Annotated in this window: 14 protein-coding genes and 1 pseudogene; 8 read left to right on the forward strand and 7 right to left on the reverse strand. The window is 67.1% G+C overall.

Annotated features, from left to right (window positions below; translation table 11 throughout):
• Positions 1–2: 2 nt before the first annotated feature.
• Positions 3–929 carry an N-acetylmuramic acid 6-phosphate etherase gene (murQ, locus tag M7H19_RS04475; RefSeq protein ID WP_298177406.1) on the forward strand — a complete coding sequence of 309 codons (927 nt, stop codon included), beginning with the start codon at positions 3–5 and terminating at the stop codon, positions 927–929.
• Positions 930–986: 57 nt separating this feature from the next.
• Here the strand turns inward: murQ and M7H19_RS04480 are convergent, their stop codons facing one another.
• Positions 987–1,721 (reverse strand): oxidoreductase, encoded by a 735-nt coding sequence (locus M7H19_RS04480; protein WP_298177408.1) that lies wholly within the window; start codon positions 1,719–1,721, stop codon positions 987–989.
• 160 nt (positions 1,722–1,881) lie between these two features.
• On the opposite strand from M7H19_RS04480, the gene acs reads away from it, so the two are divergent.
• The gene (acs, locus tag M7H19_RS04485; RefSeq protein ID WP_298177410.1) at positions 1,882–3,873 is read left to right on the forward strand and encodes an acetate--CoA ligase; all 1,992 of its coding nucleotides are present in this window, start codon (positions 1,882–1,884) and stop codon (positions 3,871–3,873) included.
• A 188-nt stretch (positions 3,874–4,061) separates the two neighbouring features.
• On the opposite strand, the gene M7H19_RS04490 is transcribed toward acs, so the two are convergent.
• Both M7H19_RS04490 and M7H19_RS04495 read right to left on the reverse strand, forming a co-directional pair.
• The gene (locus M7H19_RS04490; protein WP_298177411.1) at positions 4,062–4,847 is read right to left on the reverse strand and encodes a choice-of-anchor P family protein; all 786 of its coding nucleotides are present in this window, start codon (positions 4,845–4,847) and stop codon (positions 4,062–4,064) included.
• 73 nt (positions 4,848–4,920) lie between these two features.
• Positions 4,921–5,679, reverse strand: coding sequence for a L,D-transpeptidase (locus M7H19_RS04495; RefSeq protein ID WP_298177433.1), 759 nt, complete (start codon positions 5,677–5,679; stop codon positions 4,921–4,923).
• A 661-nt stretch (positions 5,680–6,340) separates the two neighbouring features.
• Here M7H19_RS04495 and M7H19_RS04500 point away from each other — a divergent pair.
• The 4 genes and pseudogenes from M7H19_RS04500 (at position 6,341) to M7H19_RS04515 (ending at position 8,695) form a co-directional block, all read left to right on the forward strand.
• A complete protein-coding gene (locus M7H19_RS04500) occupies positions 6,341–6,793 on the forward strand; it encodes a DUF6319 family protein (protein WP_298177413.1) in 453 nt (150 codons plus the stop codon).
• 209 nt (positions 6,794–7,002) lie between these two features.
• Positions 7,003–7,179: pseudogene (locus tag M7H19_RS04505) on the forward strand (VIT1/CCC1 transporter family protein); the annotation flags it as partial.
• 48 nt (positions 7,180–7,227) lie between these two features.
• Complete coding sequence (locus M7H19_RS04510) at positions 7,228–7,737, forward strand: phage holin family protein (protein WP_298177415.1); 510 nt, start codon at positions 7,228–7,230, stop codon at positions 7,735–7,737.
• Positions 7,738–7,762: 25 nt separating this feature from the next.
• Positions 7,763–8,695 (forward strand): alpha/beta hydrolase, encoded by a 933-nt coding sequence (locus M7H19_RS04515; protein WP_298177417.1) that lies wholly within the window; start codon positions 7,763–7,765, stop codon positions 8,693–8,695.
• Between the two features lie 4 nt (positions 8,696–8,699).
• On the opposite strand, the gene M7H19_RS04520 is transcribed toward M7H19_RS04515, so the two are convergent.
• Genes M7H19_RS04520 through nth form a run of 4 tightly spaced genes read right to left on the reverse strand, consistent with a single transcriptional unit; the run spans position 8,700 to position 11,958 of the window.
• Positions 8,700–9,884, reverse strand: coding sequence for a MarP family serine protease (locus M7H19_RS04520; RefSeq protein WP_298177419.1), 1,185 nt, complete (start codon positions 9,882–9,884; stop codon positions 8,700–8,702).
• Positions 9,885–9,896: 12 nt separating this feature from the next.
• A complete protein-coding gene (locus tag M7H19_RS04525; RefSeq protein ID WP_298177421.1) occupies positions 9,897–10,589 on the reverse strand; it encodes a CoA pyrophosphatase in 693 nt (230 codons plus the stop codon).
• Complete coding sequence (locus tag M7H19_RS04530) at positions 10,586–11,191, reverse strand: TlpA disulfide reductase family protein (protein WP_298177424.1); 606 nt, start codon at positions 11,189–11,191, stop codon at positions 10,586–10,588. Before M7H19_RS04530 ends, M7H19_RS04525 begins: the two co-directional genes overlap by 4 nt.
• Positions 11,188–11,958: an endonuclease III gene (nth, locus tag M7H19_RS04535; RefSeq protein WP_298177426.1), complete on the reverse strand. Its 771-nt coding sequence runs from the start codon at positions 11,956–11,958 to the stop codon at positions 11,188–11,190. Before nth ends, M7H19_RS04530 begins: the two co-directional genes overlap by 4 nt.
• Before the next feature lie 116 nt (positions 11,959–12,074).
• Here nth and M7H19_RS04540 point away from each other — a divergent pair, with 116 nt between their 5' ends.
• Positions 12,075–12,326, forward strand: coding sequence for a hypothetical protein (locus M7H19_RS04540; protein WP_298177427.1), 252 nt, complete (start codon positions 12,075–12,077; stop codon positions 12,324–12,326).
• A 218-nt stretch (positions 12,327–12,544) separates the two neighbouring features.
• A partial coding sequence (locus M7H19_RS04545; protein WP_298177429.1) for a cyclic nucleotide-binding domain-containing protein occupies positions 12,545–12,801 on the forward strand: 257 nt, incomplete at its 3' end.

A 12,801-nucleotide genomic window follows, 5' to 3' on the forward strand; every position in this document is an offset into this window, starting at 1 on the left:
AGATGACCGTTTCACCACAGGCCGTGCACGTCGAGTCGCCCACCGAGCGACGCAACCCGAACACAACCGACATCGATCAGATGTCGACCCTCGACATTCTCGCCGCCATCAACGCCGAGGACCGGACCGTCCCCGAAGCGGTGCGACAGGTGTTGCCGGAGCTGGTGAAGGCCGTCGACGCGGCCACGGACGCCCTGCGCGGTGGGAACCGGGTGCACTATGTGGGCGCGGGCACGTCGGGACGGCTCGCGGTACTCGACGCCGCCGAGCTGGTGCCCACGTACAACGTGCCGGAAGATTGGTTCATCGCGCACCATGCGGGCGGCCAGCAAGCGCTGCGGAACGCGGTGGAGAACGCCGAGGACAACGCCGAGGCGGGTGCCACCGAGTTGCGGGAGAGCGTGTCGCCGGGCGATTTCGTGCTGGGTCTGACGGCCTCGGGCCGCACCCCGTTCGTAATCGGCGCGCTCGAAGGAGCCAAGCAACGCGGCGCCACCACCGCGCTCGTGTCGTGCAATCCGGAGGCATCGGTTCCCGACAGCGTGGACGTGCTGATCACCATGAGCACCGGTCCGGAAGCCATCGCGGGCTCCACGCGGATGAAGGCCGGTACGGCACAGAAGCTGGTACTCACCGCGTTCTCCACCGCGACGATGATCAAGCTGGGGCGGACGTACTCCAACTTGATGGTTAGCGTGCGCGCGACCAACGCCAAGCTACGAGGCCGCATCATCCGGATCCTCCGGGAGGCCACGGGCTTGAGCGATCAGGACTGCAGCGAGGCTCTCACCAAGGCCGACGGTGACTTGAAGGTCGCACTGGTGCAGTTGCTCGCCGACGTCGACGTCGCCGATGCCGCCGCCGCGCTGGAGGCCACGGACGGCCACGTCCGAGCCGCGCTCGACGCGGTGAAGCAGACGGCGTCCTGACGGTGCGGGACGGTGCGAGGTGTTCGCGGCCGACCGCCCGTGGTCACGGCGAGGAGCTCACGCGCCCGTCGCGTCGGCGATTCCCTTCGCCTCTCGGGCTCCCGCCTCGAACGCCTCGCAACAGAACAACAGCCACTGCCGCACCCCGTCGGGCTCGCCCGAGGCGAACGCCTGTACCGCTTCCTCGTATCGGCGCTGCCTACGGAAACACGCCACCTCGGGCACTGTCAGGGCTTTCGGGTCGAGCCCGGTGGCGATCATCGCGAGTCGGGCCGCCGCCCGGGCGAGCACACCGTCCGCCGAGCCGAACGGTCGCAGTGTCAGCAGCTCCCCGTGCACCACGGCCGTCAACACTGGCCCGGGCACGGTGGTGGCGCCCGTGACGAGTTGGGCGAGCAGCTCCAGACGCTGCGCCACCCCGTCGGCCGATCGAGGCCTGCCGAGCGCGTCGGCGTCATCGGTCAGGTCCGCCGCGGCGAGCACGTGCATCCTCGCCAGTACCTGCAAAGGCGCCCGTCGCCATGTCGGCAACAACGACTCGGTGGCCTCGGCCACCCGTAGCGACCCCGCGAGCACGGGATCGGCCACCACCCCGTCGTCGGGGAGGTCGGGATCGGCGCCGTCGAGCGCGGCGGACGCTCTGGCCGCACGCACCGACGCCTCCGCGGCGGTGGCCGAACCACCTCGCAGGTTGGCGGGTAACCGGTGTACGGCGAACACGGCGTCCTGGGCGCTCTTCGCGGCCTCGGCGACACCGCCGAGCTCCATCAGCGGTGCTAGTGGGTCGCTCATGCACGCGAGCATAGGCAGCGCTCATCCACCGTTCGTCAGCCACTCGTCCCACAACGCTTGTCGGCCGTCGCGGAGTGGCTACACCTAAGTGACTTGGGGTACTAACGTCGCTACGGGCGCCGCGGGCGTAGAGCCAGGAATTCGCATTTCAGGAGGCACCATGACAGAGCAGTCACCGGCACTCGACAACCTGCTGACCGAGAGCCGAACCTTCCCTCCGAGCGAGGAGTTCGCGGCGAAGGCCAACGCGACCGAACAGTGGTACGCCGACGCGGACGCCGACCGGGAAGCGTTCTGGGAGCGCCAGGCCGAACGCCTGCACTGGGACACCAAGTGGTCGAAGGTGCTGGACTGGTCGGACGCCCCCTACGCCAAGTGGTTCGTCGGCGGCAAATTGAACGTCGCCTACAACTGCGTCGACCGACACGTCGAAAGCGGACACGGCGACCAGGTGGCGATCCACTGGGTCGGCGAGCCCGGCGACACCCGGGACATCACCTACGCCGAACTGCACCGTGAGGTCTGCAAGGCGGCGAACGCGCTGGCCTCGCTGGGCGTGACCGCGAACGATCGGGTGGCCATCCAGCTGCCGATGATTCCCGAGGCGATCGTGTCGATGCTCGCGTGCGCGCGGCTCGGCGCTCTGCACAGCGTCGTGTTCGGTGGGTTCTCCCCTTCCGCGTTGCGGTCACGTGTGGACGACGCCGAGGCCAAGGTCGTGATCACCTCCGACGGCCAGTACCGCCGGGGCAAGGCCGTGCCGATGAAGGCGAATGTGGATGAGGCCCTGGACGGCGCCGACACGGTGCAGAAGGTCATCGTGGTGCGGCGCGCGGGCGACGACCTCGGCGGCGAGGTGCCGTGGACCGAGGGGCGCGACGTGTGGTGGCACGACCTCGTCGACGCGCAGTCCGACGAGCACGAGCCGGAGGCATTCGACTCCGAACACCCGCTGTACATCCTGTACACGTCGGGCACCACGGGGAATCCGAAGGGCATCCTGCACACCTCGGGCGGCTACCTCACCCAGGCCGCCTACACCCACCACGTCGTGTTCGACCACAAGCCCGGTGAGGACGTGTATTGGTGCACCGCCGACATCGGCTGGGTCACCGGGCACTCCTACATCGTGTACGGGCCGCTGGCCAACCGCGCCACGCAGGTCGTGTACGAGGGAACGCCCAACACGCCGCACGAGGGCAGGCACTGGGAGATCGTGCAGAACTACAAGGTCACGATCTACTACACCGCGCCCACGTTGATCCGCACGTTCATGAAGTGGGGCAGCGACATCCCCGCCTCCTACGACCTATCGTCGCTGCGGGTGCTCGGCTCCGTCGGCGAGCCGATCAACCCCGAGGCGTGGATGTGGTACCGCGAGCACATCGGCGGCAACCGCTGCCCCATCGTGGACACGTGGTGGCAGACCGAGACCGGCGCGATCATGATCTCGCCGTTGCCGGGCGCCACCCACGCCAAGCCCGGGGCCGCGCAACGTGCCCTGCCCGGGCTCTCCGCGAAGGTCGTGGCCAACGACGGCACCGAGGTACCGAACAACGGTGGCGGATATCTCGTGCTCGACAAGCCGTGGCCGTCGATGCTGCGCGGTGTCTGGGGTGACGACCAGCGGTACCGGGACACCTACTGGTCGCAGCTCGCCGATCAGGGCTACTACTTCGCCGGGGACGGCGCCAAGTACGACGCCGACGGCGACATCTGGGTGCTCGGCCGGGTGGACGACGTGATGAACGTGTCGGGTCACCGCATCTCGACCACCGAGGTGGAGTCGGCACTGGTGTCACACCCGACGGTGGCCGAAGCCGCGGTCGTGGGCGCCACCGATCCGACCACGGGACAGGGCATCGTCGCGTTCGTCATCCTGCGCGGTGACGCCGCCGAGAACGAGGCCGGCGGCGAGCAGGCCATCCAGGAGCTGCGTAATCACGTGGCGAGGGAGATCGGCCCCATCGCCAAGCCCAGGCAGATCATGGTCGTGCCCGAGTTGCCCAAGACCAGGTCGGGCAAGATCATGCGGCGGCTGCTGCGCGACGTGGCCGAGAACCGCGAGATCGGTGACGTCACCACACTGGCGGACAGCTCCGTCATGGACCTGATCGCGAAGGGGATGAAGTCCGGCTCCGGCGACGACTGATCGGCTGGAACCGGCTGAGATCGGTTCAGACTGTGCCAGGACGAGCTCGACCCGCTGGGCCTGGCACGGTCGGCCGAAGAAGCGGACGAAAACAGAAGGCGGCCTCCACCCTGCTCGTGGTGGAGGCCGCCTTTTCGGTGTGTGGGGAGAGGTGTGGAGGTGAAACCCTCACCCCGACACCGAGTCGATCAGCCGGTCACGTCCAGGTGGCCGGGCTGCGGCACGGGCGTCGGTGCCTTGCCGTCCTCGTCGGGCCTCGAACCGGGGAGGTCGTCGTCCCCGCCGTTGCCGTCGTCACCGTCGTCACCGCCGTCGGCCGGAGGCGTGGTCGGCTCCTCGGTCGGCTCGGTGGGCTCCGGCTCCGGCTCGGGCTCCGGTGCGGGCGCCTCCTCCTTCTCGGTGCAGGTGGCCGTGGACAGGTCCACGGTCTGCGTACCGTTGAGCAGGTCCACCGACAGGGCGCTGACGGTGAGCGAGCCGTCGCCGTTGTCGGCCTGCTTGTTCAGGGTGATACGGGCGATGCCCTGCAGCGGGTCGGGGATCAGCTCCGTGTTCGGCTTGATTTGGTCGAGGTTGATCTCCTGGCCGTCGACCTTCAGGTCGGCGATGGAGACGTTGCCCTGGGCGTCGTCGCACTCGGCGGTCACGAGGCCCAGGCTGATGACGGGAGCACCCGGCAGCCCCAGCTCCACGTCGGCGGTGCTGGCCTTGGCGTAGCCTTCCTCGACCGCCGAGTTGAACACACCGGCGTGCAGGATGCGGTCGGAACCGGTCGGCAGGTCGGCGTGGACGAGGTGGTCCTTACCTTCGCCGACGACGTGCGGCAGCTTGGTGATGTTGATCAGACCCGATGCGCTGAGCGCGTAGGCGGAGTCCTCGGGCTCGGCGTACGCGGCCGGGGCGAACGCGACACCACCCACGACGAGTGCGGAGAGGACACCTGCGCCGAGAGCAGCGGTTTTCTTCTTCGACAAGTGAGTGCCTTTCTTGGATCGGTAAGGGTATGGATCAGCAGCTGTGCTGCTGAGAGAAAGCCCCGCTACCGGATCAGACGATGTTGACGATCGTTCCGAGCGGGAGTTGGGTGAGCGCTTCGAGTGCGTCCTTGGTCACCCTGATGCACCCGTCGCTGTTGGCCTTGCCAACGAAACTGTCGTCAGGCCATGTGTGGATGCCGACGGTGCCTGGACCACCGCCGTAGGTTTCGTGCGAGTCGGAGTGGTAGCTCAGCGGGAGAACGATCGGGCTGTAGTCGTTCACGGTCTCCTCGATGGAGGCGATGATGTACGCCCGTCCCGTGGGTGTCGGAGACTCGGGCTCTCCGATGCCGACGGTCCACTCGCCGATCTGCTCGCCGTCTTTGAGGATCTCCAGGTTGAACGAGTCGAGCTCGACGTTGACGAGGTAGTCGTTCTCGGCTGACTCGACCGCGTCGCCCGAGGTGTTGATCCATCCGGTCGCGCCGTTGGGCCGGGTCGGCAGCAGGATCTGTGCCCAATCACCGTCGCGCGCGATGACGGGGACCCACGTCGGTGACGAGATCTGCTTGACAGGCAGACGTGCGATCGGCTCACCGTCGACCGCGTCGTGGACCGTCAGCTCCCGGGTCGGATGCAGGACCTCCCCTTCTGTCGGGGCGTTCGGCTCCGGGTCGATGGGAGCGTTCGGGATCTCCTCGTACGTGGTCGCCTCCGGAAGCGAGGCGGTCTGCGGCTGCTCTCCGGCGGCTTCGGCTTTCCTCTCGGTGTCCCCGCCACAGGCGGAGACCAACAATGTCAGCGTCGCCGCGGCTGCGACCGCCAACAGCTTGCGGGAGGACCGTCTACGGCCGACCGAACCTTCGTGGCAGCCTTGGGAAATTTCTGTTCTTTCCATTAATCACAGTCCCTGCGGCATAGATCAACTGGGCGAGTGATCGATATTCAAGCAAAGACTTTTCTCTTGCGATCAAGCAGGCTCACATTCATCGAAAAACCAATCTTGAACCCACGGAAAGGGCCGAAATCCTGCGGAAACCCGAACGGACAGTCCACTTGAGAACTAAGTCGCCGACAACCCGGCGAGCACACAACGGACAAACGGGGAAAGTTGATCAGAGGCATTCGTTACGGAGAGTGGAACAACTGGGCCAAGCAGGCACAACAACCCGCCTCTGGCCACCCAAAAAATCGATGCGGGCAATGTTAACGCTCCGTAGCGCTACCAATCTACTGCAATTTTCACCCTTTCGTGTGGACACCTGTAACACAGTAGTCGCCAAATCGGGGTAGAAATAACATTCCTCATTGATCTCAATACGATTACAGAGGCAACCTTCGGGACATATCCGCGATCACTTCTGTAACCGAGAAAGGGGCCACGCTGCGACCACCCTGCGCTCCGAACAGTCGAACGCGCGTTCTATCCTGACCGCTTGCAGGAGCCCTCTTGCAGCACAACCGCGTTCTCTAAGGAGACGACACTGACGATGACCGTTGACGCTGGTTCCGCGACCCAGGAACGGGACGACAACCCGGTGAACCGGGAGGGCGAGCACCCGGCCGAGCCCGAGCAGCAGACGCAGCAGGAGCAGCCGGAACAGTCCGACCGGTCACCACAGGCGGAACCGGCCAAACCGACTCGGGGCAGGACCAAGAGCAGCGCCCGCAAGACCAGGGCCGTGGTGCTCACCCTCACCGTCACCGGCACCGCCGACGGTGAATGGCAGGCCGAGCTCAAGCACGGCAGCAAGTGGGTCGCCAAGGGTCTGGACATCCCGGCCTCGGCCGTGTCCCGCGCGGCGAAGGAGCTCCACGAGGAACTCTCCGCACCGATCGACGAGGTGATCAACGAGGCCCGCGAGCAGCAGCAGGCCAAGGTCGCACAGCTGGAGGCCGAGCTGGAGCAGGCCAAACAGGCTCTGGCCGAACTGCAGAGCTGACGAAGAGGACAGCCCATCCGAAAATAAGAAGGGGGGCGGATTCCGCCCCCCTTCTTCTCGTCTTGCCGGTCGGCCCGGTCCGGGTTGTCATGGAACGGTGTCCGAGGCTCCGAAGGAGATCCACGCCGACGAGCCGCACACCGCTCACGTGGGCGGCAGACTCAACTGGTTGCGAGCGGGCGTGCTCGGGGCCAACGAACGGCATCGTGAGAGTGCCCGCCACGGCCGGTGCGGTCGCGATCACGCTCGCGATCGCCGGCTGGGTGAGCGCCCGGCTCGGCCAGGCACCTCGGGGACGAGCCGCAGCCCGTAACGTCGGAGTGGGCTTGCTGACGATGCTCATGACGTACGCGGTGGGCTTCGGGTCCGGTGCGGCACTCGGGTGAACGCGTCGCGGCGCGCCCGCCGAGCCTTCGGATTGATCACGTGGCACGATGAGGCGCGTGAGCAGCCCCAAGAACCTTCAGCAGGACGACGCGGGTGGCCCTGCGGTGCCCTATCTCCCGTTGTCCTCAGACGACGGAACAGCACAGGACGCGTCCATCGGCTCCTTGGTGAAGGACGCGGCCCAGCACGTGTCCACGCTGGTCAGAGCCGAGGTCGAACTGATCAAGACCGAGGCCGTCGGTGAGGCGAAGAAGGATTTCAAGGGCAGTCTCTTCTTCGTCGTCGCCGGTGTCATCGCGCTGTACAGTTCGTTCTTCTTCTTTTTCTTCCTCGGGGAACTGTTGGCCGAGTGGCTGCCGCGATGGGCCTCGTTCGGCATCGTCTTCCTGGTGATGCTGCTGGTGGCGGGGATCGCGGGCTACATCGGTCTGCGGAAATGGAAGCGGGTGCGCAAGCCTCAGCGTTCGATCGACAGTCTCAAGAGCACCGCCGACACGCTGCGGCATCGACGGACGCACGATGCGGACTCGGCCACAGGCTCCACGACGGCGCACTGACGGCTTCCACCCGAGCTTGTCGCACGTGTCCGCCCCCGATCCGTCGACCGTACGGCTGGAAGGCCCCTGGACGCACCGCGACGTGTCCGCCAACGGGATCCGGTTGCACGTCGCCGAGCTCGGAACCGGTCCCCTGGTGTTGCTGTTGCACGGCTTCGCGGGGTTCTGGTGGGCGTGGCACCACCAACTGCGCATGCTGGCGGACGCGGGGTTCCGCGTGGTCGCCGCCGACCTCCGAGGCTACGGCGACTCCGACAAACCTCCCCGGGGCTACGACGGTTGGACACTCTCCGGGGATGTCGCGGGACTTGTGCGCGCACTCGGGGAACGCAAGGCCCACCTCGTCGGACATGCCTGGGGTGGCTTGCTCTCGTGGTCGGTCGCGGCACTGCATCCGCGCGTGGTGGCGTCCGTCAGTGTGCTCGGCGGAGCCCACCCGCTCGCCCTGCGGTCGGCCATCGGGCGCAGCTGGTGGCGCCGACGGGGGCAGGCGAGCGCGATGGGGCATCTGTTCCGGTTCCAGGTTCCGATGGTGCCCGAACGCAAGCTCGTGGCAGCGGACGCCGCCGAAGTGGAACGGCTGCTGCGGGCATGGTCGGGAAGCCACTGGCGGCAGCAACCGGACTTCCCCGACACGGCGCGCCGGTTCCGGCAGGCCATGCAGGTGCCCGGTGTGGCCCACAGTGCGTTGGAGTACTACCGGTGGGCGTTTCGCTCACAGTTCCGCGGCGACGGGCGCAGATTCGCCGAGACAGTGGCCGACAGGGTGTCGATGCCGGTGTTGCAGGTACACGGCGAGGACGATCCGTGCGTGCTGCCGAGCACCGCGTGTGAGTCGGCACCGTGGCGTGGTCCCGACTCCCGGATCGAACTACTGAGCGGGGTCGGGCACTTCCCACATCTGGAAGCACCGGAACACACCGGCAAGCTGCTCACCGGGTTCCTGCGTAGCGTCTGAGGTTTCAGCCCGTACAGGGTCCCGTGTCGACCTCGACGGTGAAGGACCGGGCCCGTTCGATCTCGTCGCTCACCTCGTCGGCCGTGAGCACGAAACCGGTGTCGGGGTCCTCCACCGAGGCTCCAAACACGACACCGACGACACGGCCTTGCGGGTCGATCAAAGGGCCGCCCGAATTACCGCTGCGCACCTGTCCTCGGACGGTGTAGACGTCCCGCTCCACGGTTCGGGCGTCGTAGATGTCGGGGCCACGCAGTGTGATCCGTTCCCGGATCCGTGTCGGCGCGGCGGTGTACGGCCCGTTGAGCGGGTAACCGAGCGCGATCGTGTCGTCGCCGGCCTCGACCGGTTCCTCCGCCAACGGCAGTGGCTCCTCGTCGAGTCCGGGCACGGCGAGCACGGCGAGGTCGGTGGTGGGGTCGTAGTGCACCACGTCGGCGTCGAGGTGCCCCTGGGCCGTCTCCACCAGAACGCGTTCGGTGCCCGCGACGACGTGGGCGTTGGTCATCACCCGCTCTTCGTCGACGACGAACCCGGTGCCCTCCAACGACCGGGAGCAGCTCGGCGCGGTGCCGCGCACTTTCAGCACGCTCGGCCGCACGTTCTGGACCACGGCGCTGTTCTGCAACGCCGGGTCCGGTGGATTGATCTGGCGTACCGGCGTCTCCTGGAACGGCGCGAGGATCGACGGGAAGTCGGACTCGTCGAGCAGATTGCGCAGCTCACCCGGCAAGCCTTGGGCGGCTTCGGGCATCAGCTCGTTGACCCCACCGAGCACGGCCGAGTCGTTGATCGCCCTGGTCAGCCCCGGCAGAGCGGCGACGCTGGTCAGGGGCAGGGCGATGAGCCAGGCGACCACGAACACCACGGCGCCCTGTACGACGGCCCCCAACGCGTTGTCCACGCCGGACAGCTTCGGCGACGAGATCCTGCGCTTGAGCTTGTTGCCGAAGTACACGCCCAGGGTCTCACCGAGGGCGACGAGAAAGATCACCGTGCCGACCGCGAACGCCACCTTGGCGGCGGGATGGTCGACCTCCTCGACGAGGAAGGGGGCGAGCTGGATCCCGAGCACCGCGCCGGCGATCACACCGAGGAAGGCCGGCAACGCGACGACGAACCCCTGTCGGGCACCGGAGACGGCCGCGAGCAGAGCCAGGAGGATCACCAGCAGGTCGACCCAGTTCACCGTCTCTCCTCGTCACATCCGTTCGGCTGCGGTGCGCGCCTCGTGCTCGGCCAACGCTACGTCAAGGTCACGCACGTCCGTGCGGTCCCACTCTCTGTCCCAACCACCGAGCTCCAGCAGCGTCGCCAACACACCGGCCGTGAATCCCCACACGAACAACCCTCGGACGGTGAACGCGGGTCCACGCCATCTCCCGTCGCGCCGGGCGACCACGAACCTGTTCGCGGGGTCGGAGAGTTCCGCGATCGGCACCCTGGCCACGGCAGCCGTCTCCGCGGGGTCGACGGGACGCACGGGCGACGGTCGACTCCAGTGAGCGAGCACGGGCGTCACCGCGAACCGTGATACGGGAACGTACAGCTCGGGAAACAACGCGACGGGACGAACCCCCTCGGGCAGCACCCCGGTCTCCTCCTCGGCCTCCCGCAGTGCCGTGGTCACCGGGTCCTCACCGTCTTCGGCCCCGCCCCCGGGGAAGGCCGCCTGTCCCGCGTGAGAACCGAGCGTGTCGGCCCGGCGCAGCAGCAACACGTCCGGCCCCTGTTCACCGGTACCGAACAGCATCAGCACCGCCGCGCGTCGCGCGTTGCCGTACGGCGGCGCGGTGACCCGCGTGAACGTGGTCGTGTCAACCTTCGCGCTGGCCTCGACCAGGGGGCGCAGCCACTCCGGCACGTCGTCGGGTGTCGTCAGGGGTCCACTCATCGCGCACGCTCCACCGCATTCCGGATCTCGTCCAGTGAGGTGAACAACCGAGGGTCGTTCACGAACTGGGCCTGTCCATCGACGACGAGGTACGAGGCGGGAAGCGCTTTGGGAGCCCTTAGTGCCTCACGCACCGGCCCGCTCGCGCCTTCCCCGTCGTGGACGGTGGGCAGTCGCACCCCGAGTTCGGTCAGCAGCTCCAGCCCGTCGGCCGCCGAACTCTGCACCTGCACCGTCACCACTCGGACAGCGTCCGGCTGCGCGGCGTAGTCGGCCAGCAGCGGGAGCTCCTCGCGGCAGGGCTCACACCACGTGGCCCATACGTTGACCAGCGTCGGGCCGTCTCCCAACGTGTCGGCGAAGTCGACCTGGGAGCCGTCGCCGAGGCAGTGCGTCTCCGCCTCGAACATCTCGGACGCCTCGCCGCCCGCTCGGCTCACGCCTTCGGGGGGCACACACGACGCCAGGGCGGCCCGTTCTCTGGCCGGGCCGAGGTCAGCGCCGTTCTCTTCGGGAACGTCATCCGTGCGGGGCAGCAACGCGACGATCAACGCGAGTGCAAGCGCACCCGCGGCGAGCGCCCACTTCGTCGCCGTCGTCAAGAGTTCGTCACCAGCTCCAACAGATGATCGCGTTCGGGCCCCTTGACGAGTTTCGCCGCGACGTCGAACTCCGTAGGCCCGGTGCCGTACGAGGGACAGTCCTTCGCCAAGGGACAGGCACCGCACGCAGGCTTACGAGAATGGCATATCCGGCGACCGTGGAAGATCACGCGGTGCGACAGCATGGTCCACTCCTTGCGAGGGAACAGCTGTCCGACCTCGTGCTCGATCTTCACCGGGTCGTCGCTGTCGGTCCAAAGCCAGCGCCGCGCCAGCCTGCCGAAATGGGTGTCGACGGTGATACCGGGGACATCGAAGGCTTCCCCCAGCACCACGTTAGCGGTCTTGCGTCCGACGCCGGGGAGTCGCACGAGTTCCTCCAGCGTCCCCGGAACCTCCCCGTCGTGCCGCTCGACCAGCGCGGCACCGAGTCTCATCAACGACGACGCCTTGTTGCGGAAGAACCCCGTGGGGCGGATCAACTCCTCCAGCTCGGTACGGTCGGCTCCCGCGTAATCGGCCGCGCTCCGGTAGCGGGCAAACAGCGCGGGCGTGACCGCGTTGACCCGCTCGTCCGTGCATTGCGCCGAAAGGATGACAGCCACCAGCAGTTCCAGTGGTGTCGAGAAGTTCAGCTCGCAGTGTGCGTTTGGATAGGCCACATCGAGGCAACGCTTCATACGCCGCGCGCGTCTGACCAACGACAACCGGCTCTGCTCAGCGAATGCACGCCCCTTTCGGGGGGCGTGACCGACGGTTGACGACACCCCGCTAGCCTACGTGCGCCACCGGGGCAGGACGCCACCCTCCTTCGCTGACACCGAGGTCACGCAGCAGTGGCCCGGGGGCCGAGCCGTGAGTGAGCATAGGAATCAGGAGTGATATGACCGTCTGGTTCGTGATCGCGGTGCCGGTCGTGGTGATGCTGTTCGCGCTCGGCATGGAAAGGGTTGAGCACCGGTTGCGCCACGTTTCCGTGCGCGGTGAGGACGTCGAGGAGTTCCTCGAACAGGCCCGACCGGACGAAGTGAAGGCGCTCTACGGGCACGGAATCGGCCGTGCGCTGGAGTTGTTCCGGCTGCGTAGGCTGGCCGGAAGGACGGCCAAGGGTAAGCAACGCGACCTCCGGGGTTAGGCTATTCGGTTGGACGAGATGCTCCACCGAGCCTCTCAACAGGGAGTATCCGGACGAGCGCGGTACGTTCGCATCGTTCGTACTCACCGGTAGTAGGTTGGCCTTCAGGGCCCGAGCGGGGAGCGTTCTCGGGTGCACGCCCTACACTGCATGTAGTGATCGGCGGCATGCCACTTCACCCGAAGAGGCGGATGCTGCTACCCCAAAGGAGGCACGAGGTGGACGAGACCCTGGCCCGCGCGGGCATCTTCCAGGGTGTGGAACCGGCCGCGGCCGAAGCGCTCGCGCAGACCCTGGAATCAGTGGAGTTTCCCCGCGGCCACGTGATCTTCAACGAGGGCGAGCCGGGGGACAAGCTCTACATCATCAAGTCGGGCAAGGTCAAGATCGGCCGCAAGTCGGCCGACGGCCGGGAGAACCTGTTCCAGATCATGGGACCGTCCGACATGTTCGGGGAGCTGTCGATTTTCGACCC

Source organism: Saccharomonospora sp., assembly GCF_027317685.1.
Taxonomy (GTDB): Bacteria; Actinomycetota; Actinomycetes; order Mycobacteriales; family Pseudonocardiaceae; genus Saccharomonospora.

What these genes read in the sequence shown, in the direction of transcription:
- murQ (WP_298177406.1), top strand. Translation starts at nt 3, where the DNA reads ATGACCGTTTCACCACAGGCCGTGCACGTCGAGTCGCCCACCGAGCGA.
- M7H19_RS04480 (WP_298177408.1), bottom strand. Translation starts at nt 1,721, where the DNA reads ATGAGCGACCCACTAGCACCGCTGATGGAGCTCGGCGGTGTCGCCGAG.
- acs (WP_298177410.1), top strand. Translation starts at nt 1,882, where the DNA reads ATGACAGAGCAGTCACCGGCACTCGACAACCTGCTGACCGAGAGCCGA.
- M7H19_RS04500 (WP_298177413.1), top strand. Translation starts at nt 6,341, where the DNA reads ATGACCGTTGACGCTGGTTCCGCGACCCAGGAACGGGACGACAACCCG.
- M7H19_RS04510 (WP_298177415.1), top strand. Translation starts at nt 7,228, where the DNA reads ATGAGGCGCGTGAGCAGCCCCAAGAACCTTCAGCAGGACGACGCGGGT.
- M7H19_RS04525 (WP_298177421.1), bottom strand. Translation starts at nt 10,589, where the DNA reads ATGAGTGGACCCCTGACGACACCCGACGACGTGCCGGAGTGGCTGCGC.
- M7H19_RS04540 (WP_298177427.1), top strand. Translation starts at nt 12,075, where the DNA reads ATGACCGTCTGGTTCGTGATCGCGGTGCCGGTCGTGGTGATGCTGTTC.